General features: G+C 64.4%; 18 protein-coding genes. 8 read left to right on the top strand and 10 right to left on the bottom strand.

Annotated features, from left to right (window positions below; all coding sequences use genetic code 11):
* Positions 1-62 precede the first annotated feature (62 nt).
* Genes OWC48_RS36315 through OWC48_RS36295 form a run of 5 tightly spaced genes read right to left on the bottom strand, consistent with a single transcriptional unit; the run spans position 63 to position 4,480 of the window.
* Positions 63-677 carry a hypothetical protein gene (locus OWC48_RS36315; RefSeq protein WP_282524297.1) on the bottom strand — a complete coding sequence of 205 codons (615 nt, stop codon included), beginning with the start codon at positions 675-677 and terminating at the stop codon, positions 63-65.
* Positions 677-1,522 (bottom strand): ABC transporter permease, encoded by an 846-nt coding sequence (locus OWC48_RS36310; protein WP_282524296.1) that lies wholly within the window; start codon positions 1,520-1,522, stop codon positions 677-679. Before OWC48_RS36310 ends, OWC48_RS36315 begins: the two co-directional genes overlap by 1 nt.
* On the bottom strand, positions 1,519-2,325 hold the full coding sequence (locus OWC48_RS36305; RefSeq protein ID WP_282524295.1) for an ABC transporter ATP-binding protein: 807 nt from the start codon (positions 2,323-2,325) through the stop codon (positions 1,519-1,521). The genes OWC48_RS36310 and OWC48_RS36305 overlap by 4 nt, the downstream gene beginning before the upstream one ends.
* Positions 2,322-3,290, bottom strand: a complete 969-nt coding sequence (locus OWC48_RS36300; RefSeq protein WP_282524294.1) for a YVTN family beta-propeller repeat protein — start codon at positions 3,288-3,290, stop codon at positions 2,322-2,324. The genes OWC48_RS36305 and OWC48_RS36300 overlap by 4 nt, the downstream gene beginning before the upstream one ends.
* 8 nt (positions 3,291-3,298) lie before the next feature.
* Positions 3,299-4,480: an ABC transporter substrate-binding protein gene (locus OWC48_RS36295; RefSeq protein WP_282524293.1), complete on the bottom strand. Its 1,182-nt coding sequence runs from the start codon at positions 4,478-4,480 to the stop codon at positions 3,299-3,301.
* Between the two features lie 59 nt (positions 4,481-4,539).
* Between OWC48_RS36295 and OWC48_RS36290 the strand changes: the two genes are divergently transcribed.
* Complete coding sequence (locus OWC48_RS36290; protein WP_282524292.1) at positions 4,540-5,112, top strand: DUF3280 domain-containing protein; 573 nt, start codon at positions 4,540-4,542, stop codon at positions 5,110-5,112.
* Between the two features lie 177 nt (positions 5,113-5,289).
* On the opposite strand, the gene fghA is transcribed toward OWC48_RS36290, so the two are convergent.
* Positions 5,290-6,135: an S-formylglutathione hydrolase gene (gene fghA, locus OWC48_RS36285; RefSeq protein ID WP_282524291.1), complete on the bottom strand. Its 846-nt coding sequence runs from the start codon at positions 6,133-6,135 to the stop codon at positions 5,290-5,292.
* Between the two features lie 75 nt (positions 6,136-6,210).
* Positions 6,211-6,831, bottom strand: a complete 621-nt coding sequence (locus OWC48_RS36280) for a response regulator transcription factor (RefSeq protein ID WP_014493646.1) — start codon at positions 6,829-6,831, stop codon at positions 6,211-6,213.
* Positions 6,832-7,024: 193 nt separating this feature from the next.
* On the opposite strand from OWC48_RS36280, the gene OWC48_RS36275 reads away from it, so the two are divergent.
* Together OWC48_RS36275 and OWC48_RS36270 are read left to right on the top strand one after the other, a co-directional pair.
* Positions 7,025-8,374 (top strand): histidine kinase, encoded by a 1,350-nt coding sequence (locus tag OWC48_RS36275; protein ID WP_282524290.1) that lies wholly within the window; start codon positions 7,025-7,027, stop codon positions 8,372-8,374.
* A gap of 153 nt (positions 8,375-8,527) precedes the next feature.
* Positions 8,528-11,014: a TonB-dependent receptor gene (locus tag OWC48_RS36270; protein ID WP_282524289.1), complete on the top strand. Its 2,487-nt coding sequence runs from the start codon at positions 8,528-8,530 to the stop codon at positions 11,012-11,014.
* A gap of 86 nt (positions 11,015-11,100) precedes the next feature.
* Here the strand turns inward: OWC48_RS36270 and OWC48_RS36265 are convergent, their stop codons facing one another.
* Positions 11,101-11,667 (bottom strand): DinB family protein, encoded by a 567-nt coding sequence (locus OWC48_RS36265; RefSeq protein WP_282524288.1) that lies wholly within the window; start codon positions 11,665-11,667, stop codon positions 11,101-11,103.
* A 124-nt stretch (positions 11,668-11,791) separates the two neighbouring features.
* Here OWC48_RS36265 and OWC48_RS36260 point away from each other — a divergent pair, with 124 nt between their 5' ends.
* The 5 genes from OWC48_RS36260 to OWC48_RS36240 all read left to right on the top strand — a co-directional run bounded on the left by OWC48_RS36260 (position 11,792) and on the right by OWC48_RS36240 (position 16,466).
* The gene (locus tag OWC48_RS36260; RefSeq protein ID WP_282524287.1) at positions 11,792-11,959 is read left to right on the top strand and encodes a hypothetical protein; all 168 of its coding nucleotides are present in this window, start codon (positions 11,792-11,794) and stop codon (positions 11,957-11,959) included.
* 61 nt (positions 11,960-12,020) lie between these two features.
* Positions 12,021-12,428, top strand: a complete 408-nt coding sequence (locus tag OWC48_RS36255; protein ID WP_282524286.1) for a hypothetical protein — start codon at positions 12,021-12,023, stop codon at positions 12,426-12,428.
* Between the two features lie 404 nt (positions 12,429-12,832).
* Positions 12,833-14,296, top strand: coding sequence for a GH1 family beta-glucosidase (locus tag OWC48_RS36250; RefSeq protein ID WP_282524285.1), 1,464 nt, complete (start codon positions 12,833-12,835; stop codon positions 14,294-14,296).
* Positions 14,297-14,574: 278 nt separating this feature from the next.
* Complete coding sequence (locus tag OWC48_RS36245) at positions 14,575-15,807, top strand: acetyl-CoA C-acetyltransferase (protein ID WP_282524284.1); 1,233 nt, start codon at positions 14,575-14,577, stop codon at positions 15,805-15,807.
* Between the two features lie 356 nt (positions 15,808-16,163).
* Positions 16,164-16,466 carry an HU family DNA-binding protein gene (locus OWC48_RS36240; RefSeq protein WP_014493658.1) on the top strand — a complete coding sequence of 101 codons (303 nt, stop codon included), beginning with the start codon at positions 16,164-16,166 and terminating at the stop codon, positions 16,464-16,466.
* Between the two features lie 72 nt (positions 16,467-16,538).
* Here OWC48_RS36240 and OWC48_RS36235 read toward each other — a convergent pair whose 3' ends face one another.
* Both OWC48_RS36235 and lon read right to left on the bottom strand, forming a co-directional pair.
* Positions 16,539-16,703: a hypothetical protein gene (locus OWC48_RS36235; protein WP_282524347.1), complete on the bottom strand. Its 165-nt coding sequence runs from the start codon at positions 16,701-16,703 to the stop codon at positions 16,539-16,541.
* Entirely contained in the window at positions 16,700-19,093 is a 2,394-nt protein-coding gene (gene lon / locus OWC48_RS36230) for an endopeptidase La (RefSeq protein WP_282524283.1), read from the bottom strand. Before lon ends, OWC48_RS36235 begins: the two co-directional genes overlap by 4 nt.
* Positions 19,094-19,101 lie beyond the last annotated feature (8 nt).

Here is a 19,101-nt window from a genome sequence, read left to right as displayed (position 1 = left end):
AAAAGGTTAACGATCCCGAGGCGATCGCGGGAACTTTTGGTGAGCTGTCAGCGAGGCTGACGCTATTCCATTCCCTGCTGGATCACGCGTCCGAGAGCGAACAGGCGCTGGTCGATCGTGGTCGGAACTTCACAAACGAACCGCACCACCTTGTGGCGGTCCTCGAAGATGCGGGTCTTCCAGATCAGCTCGTTGCTGAGCGCCTCGACCTTGGCCTCGTCGCGCGGCGTTGCGCTCTGGAGCGTCTGCAGCGCCAGGGTCTCCTCGCGAATCTTGTCGGCGGCCTCGCGCTGCTTGCGGCTGACGCGTTCGAGCCCGCTCATGACCTGGGAGCGCTGCGCGTTGAGTGTGTCGAACAGGCCGGCGAACAGGAGTTTTGCGTTCGCGGTCTTGTCAGTGGCGGAGCCCGCCAGAAATTCCTTGACCGACTTCTCCGCCTCGTCGAGCGGCGTCTTGCGCGCCGACAGCTTTGAGACCAGCGCGCTGATCTTGGCGTCGTCCTTCCACTTGGTCTCGGCGTCGTCGAGCGCCGGGCCGGCCCACACCGCGGCGAGAGAAATCACCGGCACTTTTGCCTGCGTGCAGGGCCAGTCGGGATAGCGCGGATCGGCCGCGCGTGCGGCCGTGCCCGCAACAGCGAGCGCCACAGCGCCTACGATCACGATCCCTGATCTCATCATTCGCCTCCCGCAGGGCCCCGTCGCGCCAGCCCGCGCGAGGGATCATAGGCCAGAATCGCGCCGATCATGAAGACGATTGTGCAGGCCGCCACGACCGCCAGCGAGATCCAGTTGATTTGCCCGTAGAATGCAAAACGTATCAGCTCGACCGCATGGGTGAATGGGTTGGCCTGGCAGAGATAGTAGAGATAGGGGCTGCCCTCCTGCACCCGCCAGAGCGGGTAGAGCGCGGAGGAGGCGAAGAACATCGGAAAGATCACGAAGTTCATCACGCCGGCGAAGCTTTCGAGCTGCTTGATGCCCGAGGAGATCAGCATGCCGAGCGAGCCCAGCATCAGCCCGGACAGGATCAGCGCCGGCAGCACGGTGAGATAGCCGATCGCGGGAGGGGTGATGTCCCAGAACCAGGCGATCAGCAGGAACGCATAGACCTGGAGCAGCGACACCGCGGTGCCCGCCAGCAGCTTGCAGAACAAGAGGAATCCGCGCGGCAGCGGGCTCACCAGCAGCGTCCGCATATTGCCCATCTCGCGGTCATAGACCATCGAGAGCGAGGACTGCATGCCGTTGAAGAGCTGGATCATCGCCATCAGCCCGGGCGCGATATAGACCTCGTAGAGGATGTAGGTCTCGTAAGGCGGGATGATCGAGATGCCGAGCACCTGGCGGAAGCCGGCGGCGAAGATGAACAGCCATACCAGCGGCCGCACCAGCGCCGAGATGAAGCGCTCACGCTGATGCAGGAAGCGCAGCCCCTCGCGCCAGACGATGCCGGTGAGGCAGGTCATGTATTCCGCGGCCGAGAAACCGCGCGGTGAATCCCGCGTCGTGATGCTGCTCATGCGCCGCCTCCCGGCATCGTCTGCGCACCGGTCAGGCGCATGAAGGCGGTGTTGACGTCCTGCGCGCCGGCATCCGTGATGACGCGGCTCATCGGCCCCTGCGCCAGCACCTTGCCCTGGTGCAGCACCACGAGGTCGTCACCGGCCGTGATCTCGTCGAACAGATGTGTGGCCCAGAGCACGCCGATGCCTTGCTCGGTCACGAGCTGGCGGACATGGCTGATGATGTCGGCGCGCGCCTTGACGTCGAGGCCGACGGTCGGCTCGTCCAGCAGCAGCAGGCGCGGCCGGTGCAGCAGGGCGCGGGCGATCTCCAGCCGCCGCATCTGGCCGCCCGAGAGATCGCGCACCTTGCTGCCGGCGCGCTCCGAGAGGCCGATGCGGCCGAGCAGCTCGCCGCTGCGCGCGGCCGCCTCGCGCCGGCTGATGCCGTGGAGTGCGGCGTGATAGAGCAGGTTCTGCGTCAGCGACAGATCGAGATCGAGCGTGCGCGGCTGGAATACGACGCCGAGCAGCCGCAGCGCCTCGCCGGGGCTCTTGCTGATGTCGTGGCCGAAAATGCCGACGCGGCCGGACTGGATGCCGAACAGGCGCGTGATCAGCGAGAACAATGTGCTCTTGCCGGCGCCGTTGAGCCCGAGCAGCGCAGTGAAGCTCGCAGGCTGTACATTGAAGGAGACGTCCATCAACGCCCGGCGCGGCCCATAGGAATGGCTGACGCCGTCGATCGACATCGCCGGCACCGCGGCCGCTTCCAGCCTCGGCATCCCCTGTGGCTCGGCGATGGGAGCAGGGCTGGTCATGGCGCGATCGTAATGCCCCAGGGCAGTTCGCCCACCTGAATGGTCTTGATCACCTTTTGCGCGGCGACGTCGATGACGGAGACGTCGTTCGAGACGCCGTTGGTCGTGAGCAGATATTTCTCGTCCGGCGTGAACGCCATGTGCCAGACGCGCTGTCCCACCAGCAGGTATTTCGTCACCTTGCGCGAGGCGACGTCGACCACGGCGACGCGATTGGCGGGGCCGAGCGCAACGAAGGCGGTCTTGTCGTCCCTGGTCATGCCGATGCCGACCGGCTGGATCGCCTCTTTCCGCAACCCCGGAATCTCGAACGTGACCTTGCCGGTCACCTCGTGCTTTTTGGGATCGATGATCGAGACCGTGCCGCCGATCTCCGAGGATACCCACAGCTCCGAACTGTCGTGCTTGAATTCGGCAAAGCGCGGCCGCGCGTCGACCAGCACGTTGGCGACGATCTGGCGCGACGAGGTGTCGATGAAATGCGCCATGTTGGTCGTCTCGGACGTGTTGATCAGCGTCTTGCCGTCCGGGCTGATGGTCATGCCCTCGGGCTCGACGCCGACCTGGATGTCGCCGAGCCGCGCGCGCTTCTCCAGATCGATCACGGTCACCGTGTTGTCGTTCTCGTTGGCGACATAGAGGATTTTTCCGGCCGCATCCTGCGCGAACAATTCCGGGTCGGGCCCGGAGGGCAGGCTGTCCACGATCGCTTGCGTCTTGGCGTCGATCACCTGGATGGTGTCGTCGTCGCCGACCGCGACCATCACGAACTTGCCGTCGCGCGTGAAGTCGATGCCGCGCGGGCGCTGGCCGACCTTGATGGTCTTGGTCACGGTCCAGCTGTCGGTGTCGATCACCGAGACCGTGTTGCTCTTCTCGTTCGAGACATAGGCAATGAACGCATGCGCGGGCGCGGCCGCAAGCGCCAGTCCGGACAGCAACCCCACACGCCACATGCGCAACATTCGCGTCCTCATTTCAGCTTGCATTTGCTCTCCGGGCGGTCGTAGCCGAGTGTGTCGAGCTCGGAGACCTGGTGCAGAAATCCCTCCTGCGGCGACACCGACACCACCATGCGGCCGTCGACCAGCAGGATCGGCTGGCGCAGCTGCAGGTTCCAGTCGCGCAGGGTCAGTTTTGTGCCCTTGAAGGCCGCGACCGAGAAGTCCGGCCCCTTGATGAAGTCGGTGACTTTCTTGACGTCGCCGGAATTGGTGCGCGAGGTGGCCTCGCCGATCATGCGCACCGCCGTCCAGGCCTGCATGTCGAGCGGGGTCATGCGCCGCGAATTCAGCTTGATGAAGCGGTTCTGCATCTGGATCGCGCCCCATTGATCCTGCGCCGCGTCCCAGCTGCGCGGCACGAGGCCGGCCGAGCCCGCGACGGGGCGCGGATCCCAGGTGCGATAGGGCAGATAGGCGCCGAACACTTCGCTCTCGTCGGCGGCGACCAGCACATCATAGGCTGGGGCTTGCTGGGTAAACACCGGCATCTGGCGCTGGATCAGCGTCACGCCGCTATCGGTGCGGCGCGCGCCGCCCTTGTCCTCGAACGTACGCTCCTGCACGATCTTGGCGCCGAACCGCGTGGCGGTGCGCCGCAGTGCATCGGCGAACAGCTTGTCCTCGTCATGCGAGCCGACCACGAGCAGCCAGCGCTTCCACTGCTTCCACACCAGATATTGGCCGAGCGCATCGGCCAGCATCGCGCGCGTCGGCGCGGTGTGGATGACATTGGCGCGGCAATCAGCCTCGCGCAGGCGCTCGTCGATCGCGCCGGCATTGAACAGCAGCGTGCTACGCTCGCGCAGGGCATCCGAGACCTTCAACAGCGCGTCGGCCGGCAGGTCGGCGATGATGAAGCCGTTTTTCTCGGCGAGCGCAGCCGCAGCCTCGACCGGATCTTCGCCTTCCCTAATGCGGCGCTCCTCCAGCGTGAAACGCTGGTTGAGGAATTTTCCCGTGGTGTTGTTGTCCTCGATGGCGAGGCGCGCGCCGGCGACGCCGTCATTGTCCGCGGGCTGCTCGACCAGCGACAGCGTCGATCTGGTGCCGGCGACGCCGAGATAGCCGACGCCGATCTGGACCGGGTCGGCCGCGAGCGCGCTCGTCGCGGCAAGACCCAGGCCGATCAGGCCGACCAACCATCGGATCATGTTTCCTCCAGATGTTCTCCCTGGCTTGACCGCCGGTGGAGAATTGTCTCTGCTAAAGCATGACCGATTTGGCCCGGCTTGCAACCCCGCATTTCGTCCCCGCGCGCGCGAGGCACGGAATCACGATCATGCGAGCGCTGATTTGTTTCGCAGCTTTGCTGTTGACGGGTTCGGTCGCGTTGGCCGATCCGCCCAAGCTCGCGGTGTTCGATTTCGAGCTGATCGACACCAGCCTTCCCGGCGAGTTCTACGGCTCCAAGCCGGAAGAGGTGCGGCTCGAGCGCATCGGCGAGCAGCTGCGCAAGGAACTGGCGGAGTCAGGAAGGTTCCAGCTGCTCGATATCGCGCCGGTCAGGGATGCCGCCCGCCACGCCAATCTTCAGGCCTGCGGCGGCTGCGACCTCAAGCTTGCCGGCCAGCTTGGCGCCGACCTCGAGATCACCGGCATGGTGCAGAAGGTCTCGAACCTGATCATCAATCTCAACATCTATCTGCGCGACGTGAAGACCGGCGACATGATCGCCGCCGCCAGCGCCGACATGCGTGGCAACACGGACGAATCGTGGTCGCGCACCATGAGCTACCTGATCCGCAATCGATTGCTGGCGCCGAATTACGGGAAGCCGGAGTAGGGCGCTCTTACCCTCCCCTGGAGGGGGAGGGTCGCTTCGCATGGAGCGAAGCGCAATGCGAAGCGGGGTGGGGTGATCTCTCCACTCGGGCACCGCCTCGTCGGAGAGACTGTCACCCCACCCCGCTCGCGCTTCGCGCGATCGACCCTCCCCCTCCAGGGGAGGGTAAGAAGAAAATCACCCCTTCAATCTTTCCGCATGCCAGTGCAGATGATCGCCCATGAAGGTCGAGATGAAATAATAGCTGTGGTCATATCCCGCCTGCCGCCGCAGCGTCAGCGGGATGCCCGCCCTGGTGCAGGCGGCCTGCAGCAGCTCGGGCCTGAGCTGTTCTTTCAGGAAATTGTCGGCCTCGCCGACGTCGACGAGGAAGCCGGAATATTTCGCGCCGTCCTCGATCAGCGCCACGGTGTCGTGGTTGCGCCAGGTCTCCTTGTTCGGTCCGAGATAGCCGGTCAGCGCCTTGATGCCCCAGGGCACGAGCGAGGGCGCCACGATCGGCGCGAACGCGCTGGCCGCGCGATAGCGGTGCGGATTGCGCAGCGCGACCGTCAGCGCGCCGTGGCCGCCCATCGAATGGCCCATCACCGATTGCCGCTTGGCATCGACGGGAAAGTTCTCTGCCACGAGCTTGGGCAGTTCGTCGGTGACATAGCTCCACATGCGATAGTTGCGCGCAAACGGCTCTTGCGTCGCGTCGAGATAGAAGCCGGCGCCGAGGCCGAAATCATAGGCATTGTTGGCGTCGCCCGGCACGTCGGGCCCGCGCGGGCTGGTGTCCGGCGCGACGAAGATCAGGCCGAGCTCGGCGCAGGCTTTGCGGAATTCGCCCTTTTCGGTGACGTTGGCATGCGTGCAGGTGAGGCCGGAGAGATACCAGACCACGGGCAGCTTTGCGTCGGCGGCATGTGGGGGAACATACACCGAGAACACCATGTCGGTTCCGGTCGCCTGGCTGGCATGGCGGTACACGCCCTGCACGCCGCCATAGGAAGTGTTGGTCGAGACAGTCTGGATCGTCATGCCGATATGCTCCGTGGCATCTAACCACATCAAGATTGCAACGCTTGTGTGACCGAACTCGTGGCGGTGTGCGCGTCAGGCGACGCCGCTGTCGATCGCCAGCCGCACCAGCTCGACCGAGGTCTTCACGCCGAGCTTCTGTCGCATGATCGAGGAGGTGTTGGCGACAGTCTTGTAGGACGACTGCACCAGCCAGGCGATCTCGGACAGGCTCTTTCCGGCGCTGAGCAGTCGCAGGATTTCCATCTCGCGCGCGTTCAGCTTCGACAGCGGGCTTTGCGCCAGCGTCGGTCCTGCAAACGCGATGCTGCGCGCGATCGCGGTCGGCAGATAGGTGCCGCCGCCCCCGACGGCGCGGATCGCCTCGACGAGGTCGTCCGGGTCGCCGGTCTTGGAGACGTAGCCCTTGGCCCCGCACTCGATCGCGCGCGCGGCGAACGCAGGGTCGTCGTTCATGCTGAACATGATGATGCGGGCCTCGGGCGCACGTTCGAGGATGCGGCGCGCGAGCTCGAAGCCGGAGACGGTCGGCAGGTTGATGTCGATGATGCAGAGGTCGGGGCGCTCGACAATGAAGACGCATTCGCCGTCTTCGGCGTCGGCGGCCTCCAAAATCTCGATCTCGCCTTCGTCGGCCAGCACGGCACGGCAGCCGGAGGCGACAATGGGATGATCGTCGACGATCAGAATGCGCATAGGCGTTCCCCGTGACAGCCTCGGCCTGCTTTTCCGCCGCATGATCGGAACAAGAACGCTGCGCGCGTCTCATGTCGCCTCATGCAACCCGGCCGGGATTGCTGTACGGTTTCGATTAGATATCGGGCGCTTCGCCTCTGTCAACGTCATCGGACAGGCGCGGGCCAACCTTCGCGAGGCACGGGCGGCACCAATGTGGCAAAATCTATCGTTGCGCGCGCGCATCAACCTTCTGCTGGCGCTGCTGCTGGCGCTGGGGCTCGCCGTCAATATCGGCCGCCAAGCCGCGGAAGCCGGGCCTCGCGTGCAGGCCGAGGACCAGAGCGTGATCCGGCTTGCGCGCGAATTCATCGAGATGATCGTCGCGGATCTGAACGAGGCACCCGACCCGGATGCCAGGCTGAACCAGATCGCGCGCGATCTGAGCCGCCTGCGCCATGTCAGCATCGCGCTGCAGGACGCCGGCGGTAACCCGCTGACGCCGCCCCGGCCTTCCGACGACGACGCGCGTGGACCGCCGGCCTGGTTCGTCAGCCTGGTTCATCCCGAACAGACCGCGGTGAGCGTGCCGGTCTCGGTCCATGGCAAGCCGGGCTCGCTGGTGATCACCGCGCATCCCGACGACGAGATCGCCGAGATCTGGGACGCCATCGTGACCCAGCTCGAGGTCGGCTCGGTGATCGCGCTCGCGCTGTTCCTGGTGATGATGACGGTGGTCGGCCGCGCTCTGGCGCCGCTGCAGTCGTTGGCGCAGACGATGACCGCGATCGAGGGCGGGCATTATGACGCGCGCGCCACGCCGGGCGGTGCGCCCGAGCTGGCCGCGATCTGCGGCAAGCTCAATCATCTCGCGGCGGCGCTCGGCGAGGCGGTGGAGGAAAAGCGGCTCCTGGCCGAGCGTGCGGTGTCGCTCCAGGACGTCGAGCGCAAGGAGATCGCGCGCGAGCTGCATGACGAATTCGGGCCGTATCTGTTCTCGCTGCGCGCGCATGCGAGCGCGCTGGCGAAGCTCGCGGACGGGCGCGCGCCGAATGCCGACTCGGTCCGGAAACACGGCAGCGCCTTGCTGGAACAGATCAACGCGCTCCAGCAGTTCACGCGCCGGGTGCTGGAGCGGCTCCGGCCCGTCGGCCTTGCCGAGCTCGGCCTGCGCCAGGCGCTGGAATCGCTCTCGCGGCTGTGGCGGGAGTCGCATCCCGACGTCGCGATCGAAACCGTGATCTCCACCACGCTCGGGGTCACCGGCGAGACGGCCGACCTCACCATCTACCGCATCGTGCAGGAGGCGCTCACCAACGTGTTCCGCCACGCCGGCGCGACCTCGGTCAATGTCGTGATCGAGCCCGTCGAGCAGGCCGGCGGCCGCGGCTACGCGCGCGTGCGGGTCAGCGACAACGGCCGCGGCATGGAGCCGGGCCAGAAGCTCGGCTTCGGCCTCGTCGGCATGCGCGAGCGCATTCTGGCGCTAGGCGGCTCGCTCAACGTCGTCTCCGGCGACGGCGGCCTGACCGTGGAGGCGCTGGTTCCGACGGCGGCGTCCTGATTGCATCGGGAAAAATTCCCGATTTTGTCGGGAAAACGGGTGCGGATAGTGCCAGACCTTTTGTGGCTGGCGGACTCACTGCCGCCGAATACACTCATCTCAACCAAACGGCGAAAATCAAAACAGCCGGTGGTCACGGATGGGAAGGCAGGGATGGGCAAGCCTCTTTGGTTCAAGCGTCGTTTGTTGATGGCCTCGGTGTCGACGGGGCTGGTGTCGGGCTTGGTCCTTGCAGGCCCCGCCGCAGCCGCGCAGGACGAGGAAATTAACGTCCAGAACCTGCCGCCGGTCGAGGTGACGGCACCTCCGCCGACGGCCGTGAGGCGTAGTGCGCCAACGCGGCCGGTCGCGCGCATAGGAGCGCCGGCGTCTGCCAGCCCCAAGACGCGCCTTTACGTCTACCCGACCTCGCCGGGCACCGGCCGAGGTCTCGATGTCGACAAGGTCCCGTCCGCGATCAATGCGGTTGATGCCAGCCAGATCAGGCGTACCGGCTCGCCAGATATCGCCATTGCCCTGCAGCAGTACGTGCCTGGTCTCAGCATCAATGAAGTGACCGGCAATCCATTCCAGCCCGATGTGCAGTTTCGCGGCTTCGTCGCTTCACCTCTGGCCGGCACGCCGCAGGGCCTCGCCGTCTACCAGAACGGCGTACGCATCAACGAGGCGTTTTCCGACACTGTTAATTGGGATCTGATCCCGACGGCTGCGATCCGATCGGCAGTGGTCGTAACTAACAATCCGGCATACGGCCTTAACGCGCTCGGCGGCGCCATCGATCTGCAGATGAAGAACGGCTTCAACTATCAAGGTGCCGAAATCGACATCATGGGCGGTTCGTTCGGCCGCATCCAGGGCTCTGCACAATGGGGCAAGAAGGTCGACAATAACTGGGCAGTCTACGGAGCGCTCGAAGGCGTTCACGACAATGGTTTCCGCAATTTCTCGCAATCGGATGTCCGGCGCTTCTATGGCGATGTCGGGTATCGCTTCGAAGGCAACGAGTTCCACCTCAATGGCGGCGTCGCCAACAATTCCCTGGCAGGCCCCAGCACCGTTCCGGCCGAATTGCTCCAGCAATATTGGGGGGCGACCTACACAACGCCGCAAACCATCTCCAACAAGGTCGGCTATCTCAATCTGACCGGCAAGGTGGAGGCGACGCCGACCTGGACCTTTGAGGGCACAGCGCATGTGCGGAGCTTCAAACAGAGCACCGTGGACGGAAACCCGACCAATACGCAGCCCTGCGACGCTGATGCGACGCTCCTTTGTTTTGGCGAGGTCAACCCTTTGACTGGTCTCCAAGCGCCGGCCAACGGCCTGAATGGCGCTCAGCTCGCCAATACCTTTGCGCCGGATGCCATCCTCAGCGAGATCGATCGCACCAGCACGAAATCGACCACCTTTGGAATATCCGGGCAGGCGACCAACAGCGATCAGCTGTTCGGTCATGAGAACCGCCTCGTGATCGGCGCAAGCTATGACGTCAGCAGCACTCGCTTCACCGGTAGCGCCGAGCTGGGTACCATAGGCACGAACTATGTCGTCACGGGCAGCGGCATATTCCTGGGTCCCTCCGGCGACCCGACATCGGTTGGTCCCGTGTCGCTTCGCACCGTCAACCAATATCAGGGGCTCTATGCGCTCGACACGTTCAACGTGGACGATCGCTTTGCGGTGACGGCAGGCGGCCGGTTCAATGCGGCCCGTGTCACGCTGATGGACCAGCTCGGCACCGCACTCAATGGCGATCATACCTATGATCGATTCAATCCGATCATCGGTGGCACCTACAAGATCACCTCTGAAGTGACAGCCTATGCGGGCTATTCCGAAGCCAACCGGGTGCCGACGCCGCTCGAACTCGGCTGCGCCGATCCGGCGAGGCCATGCATCATCGGACAGTTCCTGATCGCTGACCCCCCACTGCAGCAAGTCGTATCCAAGACCTTCGAAGCGGGCTTCCGCGGTACCAAGGAATTGAACATCGGTTCGCTCGGCTGGAAGATCGGTGCCTACCGTGCCACCAACTACGACGACATCCTCGCGACTCCGATTCCTGGATTGACCGGCTTCGGTTTTTTCCAGAACGTCGGCCGAACACGCAGGCAAGGTGTCGAAGCTGAGGTGAGCCTGAAGTCGAATGTGCTTCAGTTCCAGGCGAGCTATGCGTTCCTGGACGCGCGCTTCCTCGACGCGCTGACGCTTGGATCAGAGAGCCCGTTCGCCGACGCCGACCGCCATATCCAGGTCTTGCCGGGTAACCAGATTCCGCGCCTGCCGCGCCATCTCCTCAAGGCCAGCGTCGAATATGCAGTGACCGATGTTTGGAAGGTCGGGGGTGACGCGCTCTTTGTCTCGAGCCAGTATTTCGTCGGCGACGAGTCCAACCAGTTTCCGCAGTTGCCATCCTACGCGGTGTTCAATCTCCACACCTCCTACCAGATCACCAAGAACCTGCAGATTTACGGTCGCGTCAACAACATCTTCGACAACCGCTACTCGACCCTTGGCACCTTCTTCGATAGGGAGGCCTTGCCCAACTTCACCAATGGCGGTGCGCAATTCACCGACCCGCGATCGCTGAGCCCGGCAAGGCCGCGCGCGTTCTATGCAGGCATGCGGATGACGTTCTGAGTGTAGCTCCGTTGAGCCACCAGCGTCGGGCACCGGCGCAGGTTTTGCCCTCTCCCCGGGGGGAGGGCTGATAAGCCATAGGCGACCTAGGAGCTGGGCGGCCCCCAAACCGTTTCCTCCGTCCAGCCCAGATCGGCAAACTCGGATGCCCTCAACGGCGCTTCGGCAGCTGAAAAGAACTCGTCGAGCTGCGGCGGCTTGATGCGCGTTCCCGATAACATCGTGTGCGCCTGCCCACGGTGGTGAATTTGATGCTGAATGAGATGCATCAGCAGCCGGTCACGTCGCTCTATCTGGACACTGGGATCTCGATTGATCCGCACGTCTTCGTTCAACGAGGCGGGTGTCAGAGCAGCGCAGACGCCGATGAAGCGGCGGTCCATCGATGCTTGAGCTTCCGAGAGCCCTGCAAGAGATGGAAATGGGATCGGATCCTCCCAGGCCTTCGGCCCAAGCCATCCGCCCTCGAGTGCATCGACGTAAAAGAGGTCAACGACATAAATATGGTTCAACGTCCGCTGCAAGCTCAGGAAGAAGCCCGTCCGCTCGACCTCAAATTCGCCTTGGCTCAGCTCGGCGCACGCGCGGAGCAACCGGTGGTTCGCCCAAGCATTGTTGTAGGCGAAGGCGCGATAGCTTTGAACGATCGACATTGCAAACCCCGCGACCTGCTTGGCGCCGCGTTCCTTTACCGATCAGAAACCATAGCAAATGATCTGAAAATTGTAACGAAACGACTTGGCTGTTTGCGGGTAGGTTTGCCGGAGGGCCCGTCCGATGACAGAGCACCAGTTGCGAGAGCAGGAATTCCAGATCGCGCGTTACAGGCTTCTGGAGCGCGAAGTCACCGATCCGCTTGCCGCGTGCCTGCTTCACAGCATCATCGAGGAACTGGAAGCCGAGTTGCGAAGAGACAGACCGGATTCGCACGGGCCGCGCGATTAACCGTTTCTTAGCGCTGATCATGCGGATTATTCGCGAGGGAATGTCAAGGGAGACTGCTCCCATGCTGAAGGACGGCACCTACGCGGCGTGGTACAAGACGCCACTGGACCAGGGCACCGGGATCGTCCATGTCGCAGATGGCCAGATTTGGGGCCGCGATAGCCTGATGACCTATCACGGCTCCTGTAAGGTCGACGGCGATCGCTTCACCGCTACCGTGTCGACGAAGCGTCATACCGATGGACGTGCAACGGTCTTCGGTGTCGATGATGAGCTCACGCTGGAGATCGAGGGGACGTGCCCCGGCAAGATCGCGACTTACACCGCGACGGCAGGACAGGCGCCAGGCGTCGTCCTTCGGGGAACGCTCATTCTGGCGGAACAGCCGTCGCCGGCACTTGAGCAAACCGGGCAGGTATCAGCGTTCAATCCTGACAAGCTTCCGAAGTTGCCCAAGCGCTCGCGCTGATCGAGGGAGCCGGGTCGCTCGGCGTGCTCAGTTCAATGCAGCATCATGTCGGACAAGACTTCGCGTCGCCAGCTTGTCAGGCCGGCGCTGGATCATTCTATCGTCCAGAAATTCGATGTTTTCGGACGATCGCTCCAGCGTTCGCAGCGCGAAGCTGAAGATCATACCGCCCAACGGCAAGGACCGCGACTTCGTGGTGGATGGTCTGGGCGCGCGAGCTGTGATCAATTCGCTGCTGGCGTGCTTCGATGCGGCTCAGGGCCTGAAAGGCAAAACGAAGGGCAGGGGCAAATCCGGGCGTTCTTCTGCATTTTTGCATCCGCAAGTCCCGGAACTCCCGCTTTTCAAGCAGCTTCCGACACGCCATTGTGCCGCCGCAACAATCGTCTCAAGGGGCAGTATCAATGTCGGACAAGGTCTCGCGTCGCCAGTTTGCCAAGCTGGCGGGATTGTCCGCAGCCGGTATCGCAAATCCGCTGGAGGCCGCCGAGATAAAGCCGGCGCCGGCGCCGCGGGGCGTGGACGGCTTTCCGGCGGGCTTTGTCTGGGGCACGGCGACCTCGTCCTATCAGGTCGAGGGTGCGGTCGACGTCGACGGGCGGGGGGCTTCGATCTGGGACAAGTTCGTGCGCATCCCCGGCAAGATCGAGGACGGCACCACCGGCGATCGCGCCGTCGAGCATTATCACCGCTACAAGGAGGACATCGCGCTCATCAAGGAGCTCGGCTGCAAGGCCTACCGCTTCTCGGTGGCATGGCCGCGGGTGTTTCCGGACGGCGACGGCAAGCCGAACCCGAAGGGGCTCGACTTCTACAATCGTCTCGTCGACGAGCTCCTCAGGAACGGCATCGAGCCGTGGCTGACGCTCTATCACTGGGACCTGCCGCAATCGCTCCAGGATCGCTTCGGCGGCTGGCGCTCGACCGAGACCTGCAAGATCTTTGGCGACTATGCGGGCTATGTCGCCGAGCGCCTGACCGATCGCGTCAAGAACGTGTTCACGCTGAACGAGAGCGGACGTTTCGTCCAGTTCGGCTATGGCCTCGGCATCGACGCGCCCGGCGTGACGCTGCCGCAAGCGGAAGTCAACCAGGTCAGGCATAACAGCGCGCTCGCGCACGGGCTCGCGGTGCAGGCGGTGCGGGCGCACGGCCGCCGCGGCACCAGGGTCGGGCCGGCCGAGAATATCGACGTCTGCGTTCCCGCCATCGACACGCCCGAGCATGTCCGTGCAGCCGAGATCGCGCTGCGCGAGATGAATGCCGGCTATCTCAACGTCATCATGACCGGCCGGTATACCGACGCCTTCCTGAAATACGCGGGCGCCGATGCGCCGAAATACACCGACGCCGAGCTGAAGGTCATCTCCTCGCCGGTCGACTTCCTCGGTCTCAATATCTATGCGCCGCAGAACTATGTGGTGCCCTCCGACCAGGGCGCGGGCTTCATGCCGCTGCCGATCCCGAAATCGTTCCCACACATGAACTCGAACTGGCTCCGCGTCGCGCCGGAGACGATCTACTGGGTGCCGAAGCTGGCCGCAAAGATCTGGAAGACGGATGCGATCTACATCAGCGAGAACGGCACCTCCGGCGATGACGTGGTGACGCCCGACGGCAAGATCTACGACACCGATCGCATCATGTACCTGCGAAACTATCTCGCCCAGCTCCAGCGCGCCACCGCCGAAGGCGTGCCGGTGCGCGGCTACTTCCTCTGGAGCCTGCTGGACAATTTTGAATGGGTGTTCGGGCTCAACAAGCGTTTCGGGCTCTATCACGTCAATTTCGACACCCAGGTGCGCACGCCGAAGCTCAGCGCGACCTTCTACCGCAACGTGATCGCGAAGAACGCGGCGGGGGCGTAGCTTTCTCTCCCTCTCCCGGATTTTCCGCCGCGCGTAAAATCCGACCTCTTCCCGCAGGCGGGGCGAGGTGACGCAAGATCGCGCGGCCACGGCCGTTTAGCCTGACAAGCCAATCGCTTCACCGGTATCACCGCGCCTCATGCGGAACCCGCGCTTCTACTGTGCATGGGGTTGTTTTTCAGTTTTTTGCAAGGAGGCCGCGCGGCACCGCACGTTGACTCCACTCTTCCCCTGATTCAGAAACGACATCAACACCCATAAACAAGAGGACAACGCCAATGGCTGACGCGCTGATCATCGATGCCTGCCGGACCCCGCGGGGCGTCGGCAAGGCCGGCAAGGGAGCACTCTCGGGCATTCATCCGCAGCAGCTCGGCGCGACCGTGCTGCGCGCGCTCGCCGACCGCACCGGCATCGACACCGCCGATGTCGACGACATCGTCTGGGGCTGCAGCGCGCAGGTCGCGACCCAAGGCGGCGACCTCGGCCGCATGTCGGCGCTCGATGCCGGCTACGACGTGCGCGCCAGCGCGGTGACGCTGGATCGCTTTTGCGGCTCCGGCATCACCAGCGTCAACATGGCGGCCGCCTCGATCATGTCGGGCACCGAAGACCTCGTCGTCGCCGGCGGCTGCGAGATGATGTCGATGGAAGGACGCCGCGGCGGCGGTCCGATGATGATGGACTCCGGCAATCTGCGCCTGCGTGCGCGGCATCCGCAGTCGCATCAGGGCGTCTGCGCCGACGCGATCGCGACGCTGGAAGGCATCACGCGAAGCGACGTCGACGCGCTCGGTCTCGAAAGCCAGAAGCGCGCAGCGCAGGCGATTGCCGGCGGCCACTTCGAGAAGAGCCTCGTGCCCGTGCATCGCGATGACGGCAGCCTCGCGCTCGACCATGAAGAGTATCCGCGGCCGCAGACCACGATGGAGGGGCTGAGCGCATTGAAGCCCGCATTCCCCGCGATCGCCGACTATGCGCTCGACGACAAGGGCACGACCTATCGCGGCCTCATCCTGCAGAAATATCCGGACCTGAACATCGACTTCATGCATCACGCCGGCAACTCGTCCGGCGTCGTCGACGGCGCCGCCGCGATCCTGCTGGCATCGCCCGCCTATGCCAGCGCGCACGGCCTGAAGCCGCGCGCTCGCGTCGTCGCGATGGCCAACATGGGGGACTCGCCGACCCTGATGCTGAATGCGCCGGTGCCGGCCACGCGCAAGGTACTGGCGAAGGCGGGGCTCTCGATCGACGACATCGACCTGTTCGAGATCAACGAGGCCTTTGCGGTGGTGGCGGAAAAGTACATCCGCGACCTCAAGCTCGACCGCGCCAAGGTCAACGTCAATGGCGGCTCGATCGCACTCGGCCATCCCATCGGCGCCACCGGCTCGATCCTGATCGGCACCGTGCTTGACGAGCTCGAACGGCGCGACCTGAAGCGCGGTCTCGTCACCATGTGCGCCGCCGGCGGCATGGCTCCCGCGGTCATCATCGAGCGTATCTAGCGCGAGCGAAGCTCGTCGCGCCCCTGTAGGAACGGGGTGAGAGAGCAGCTGAGGCGCCGCAACACGACGATCTAGCCTTATTTTTCAGGGTGAATCGCGACCGGCCTCCCACAAAGAGGCCGGTCGTCGCTTGTCGAAAGCAGCGAATCAGCTTTAGCAAGGCGGCGTGCGGGCCTTTGAAACAAGGCAAAAACCGCTGCCGGAGGCTCCTTCCGCTCTGGAAGCCGCTGAAAAGCAGGGTTTTTTGCCACAGAGGGCCAAAAAAGCCCGTAAAATCGCGACAAAACTGTGCAGAAGGCTCTGGGCCTTCAACGGTTGGTCTAATATGCAACCGGCAACGAATCAGAGGAGACACGATGCCAACCCAAATGTCCAAATCGCAGCTGATCGAAAAGATTGCGACCGCCACCGAGCTTTCCAAGCGCGACGTCAAGAGCGTCATGGAGACGCTGACCGACGTCGGTCACAAGGAGCTCAAGAAGAACGGCCTGTTCCTGGTGCCGGGCTTCGCCAAGTTCGTGGTCATCAAGAAGCCCGCGACCAAGGCGCGCAAGGGTACCAACCCGTTCACGGGTGAAGAGATGATGTTCAAGGCCAAGCCGGCCCGGAAGATCGTCCGCGCCCGCCCGGTCAAGGCCGCCAAGGACGCGGTGGGCTAACAACGCAAAGGCCCCCTCGGCTAGGAGGGGGCCTTTTGTTCGGGGCTGCCGCGAGGGCTTGAGACGGAGGGCTCAACCCTTGCGGCGCTTCACCCGGACCGGAACGGGCTGAAGCCGCGGCCCTGGTGCCGCCAGCGCATCGCGAACCCGGTCGATCGCACGGTCGAGCAGCTGACGCAGCCGCTGCGTCTTCCGCGATCGCTTCGCTTTTTCCAGCAACTTCTTCATCGCCTTCACTCCGCTGCTTCGACCTTGGCATCAGCCGGCTCGAGCGCTGCGGCGATGGCCTCGTCGACGCGCTCCAGCCAGATGAATTCGAGGTTGTCCCGTGCGCTCTTCGGGATGTCGTCGTAGTCCCGCTTGTTGCGCGCCGGCAGCATCACCCGCTTCAATCCGGCGGCGGCCGCAGCCACCACCTTCTCCTTGATGCCGCCGACCGGCAGCACCAGACCGCGCAGCGAGATCTCGCCGGTCATCGCGGTGTCGCTGCGCACCGTGCGATTGGTGAGCAGGGACGTCAACGCCGTGAACATGGCAACGCCCGCGCTCGGTCCGTCCTTCGGGGTTGCGCCCGCCGGCACGTGAACGTGGATGTCGTTCTTCTCGAACACCGACGGATCGATGCCGAGCTGTGTCGCCTTGCTCTTCACCAGCGTCATGGCAGCCTGCACGCTCTCGCGCATGACGTCGCCGAGCTGGCCGGTCAGGATCATGCCGCCCCGGCCGGGCACGCGCGAAGCCTCGATGAACAGGATGTCACCGCCGACCGGCGTCCAGGCGAGCCCGGTGGCCACGCCCGGAATGCTGGTGCGCTGCGCGATCTCGCCCTCGAAGCGCGGCTGGCCGAGCACGGTGGCGATGTCCTTCGGGCTCACCACGACCTTGGCAGCCGTGCCCTCCGCGACCTGCACCGCGGCATGGCGGAACAGCTTGCCGATCTCGCGCTCGAGGTTACGCACACCGGCCTCGCGGGTGTAGCCCTTGACCACCAGCTTCAACGCCTCCGGCTCGATCTCGGCCTGCTCGGCCGTCAGGCCGTTGGCCTCCAACTGCCGCCGCACCAGATAGCGCTTCGCGATCTCCAGCTTCTCCTCTTCGGTGTAGCCGGCGAGGCTGATCAGCTCCATGCGGTCCAGCAGCGGACCCGGAATCTGGTCCAGCATGTTGGCGGTCGCGATGAACACCACGCGCGACAGGTCGAACGGCACGGCCAGATAGTTGTCCCGGAACGTCCCGTTCTGCTCGGGGTCGAGCACCTCCAGCATGGCGGCCGAGGGATCGCCCTGCACCCCACGGCCCATCTTGTCGATCTCGTCCAGCATCATGACGCAGTTCCGCGTGCCCGCCTTCTTGATGCCCTGGATGATGTTGCCGGGCAGCGCGCCGATATAGGTGCGCCGGTGACCGCGGATCTCGGCCTCGTCATGCACGCCGCCGAGGCTGACGCGCACGAAGGGGCGATCCATCGCGCGTGCGATGGATTGGCCGAGCGAGGTCTTGCCGACGCCGGGCGGGCCGACGAAGCACAGGATCGGCGCCTTGCCCTGCGGAGCGAGCTTGCGCACCGCCAGATATTCGATGATCCGTCCCTTGATCTTCTCCAGGCCAAAGTGATCGGCGTCGAGGATGCGGCGTGCTTCCTTGATGTCGATCGGCTTCTCCGCGGGCAGCGCCCAGGGCAGCTCGATCAGCCAGTCGAGATAGGTGCGGACCATCCCGGACTCACCGGCGGCCTCGGGCATGCGCTCGTAGCGGCGCAGCTCCTTCTTGGCGTGCGCCTCCGCTTCCGGCGGCATGTTGGCCTTGGCGATGGCAGCCGTCAGCTCGGCGACTTCGGCCGCCTTGCCGTCGCCTTCGCCGAGCTGGCGCTGGATGGTCGCCATTTGCTCGCGCAGGATCGCCTCGCGCTGCCGCTCGTCGAAAGAGGCCTTGGTCTTCTGGCCGATCTCGTTGGAGATGCGCAGCACCTCCAGCCGCTCGGCCAGGTGCTTCGACACCTTCTCGACGCGCAAGGCGAGGTCGATGGTCTCCAGCACCTCCTGCTTGTCCTGCGGCTTGATGTCCATGAACGAGGTCGCCAGGTCCGCCAGCGCGCCGGGCGCGGTGGTGCTCTGGAACATCGCGACCAGCTCGGGCGGCGCCTGCGGCAGCAGCTCGATCGCCTCGATGGCCTGGCGCTGCAGGTTCAGCGCGCGCGCCTCGATCTCGGGCGAACTCGTGGTCGGCTCGGGGATCTGCTGGAAACGCGCGGCCAGGAACGGCGTCCCCGGCAGGAAGTCGAGGATGCGGGCGCGCTGCACGCCCTGGCACACGATGTGATGCGTGCCGTCGGGCGCGGTGATGTAGCGCACGATGTTGGCGATGGTCGCGACCCGGTAGAGATCATCCGGCCCGGGCTCCTCGATCTCGGGGCTGCGCTGCAGGACGATGCCGACCGGCCGCTGCTCGCGCAGCGCCTGCTGCGCGGCAGCGATGGACTTCGCCCGGCCGATCGCGATCGGCGCGATGGCGCCGGGAAACAGCACCATCTCGCGCACCGGGATGACAATCAGCGCGTCTTCGGGAATCTTCACGTCGGAATTGTTTTGGGAATTGGTCTGTGCGGTATTCATCTGCTCGGTGGCCATGATCGACC

The sequence above is a fragment of the Bradyrhizobium sp. Arg816 genome, from assembly GCF_029989365.1.
Lineage (GTDB): Bacteria > Pseudomonadota > Alphaproteobacteria > Rhizobiales > Xanthobacteraceae > Bradyrhizobium.
The sequence above is the reverse complement of the archived record's forward strand: the minus strand, read 5'-3'. Positions and strand labels throughout refer to the sequence as shown.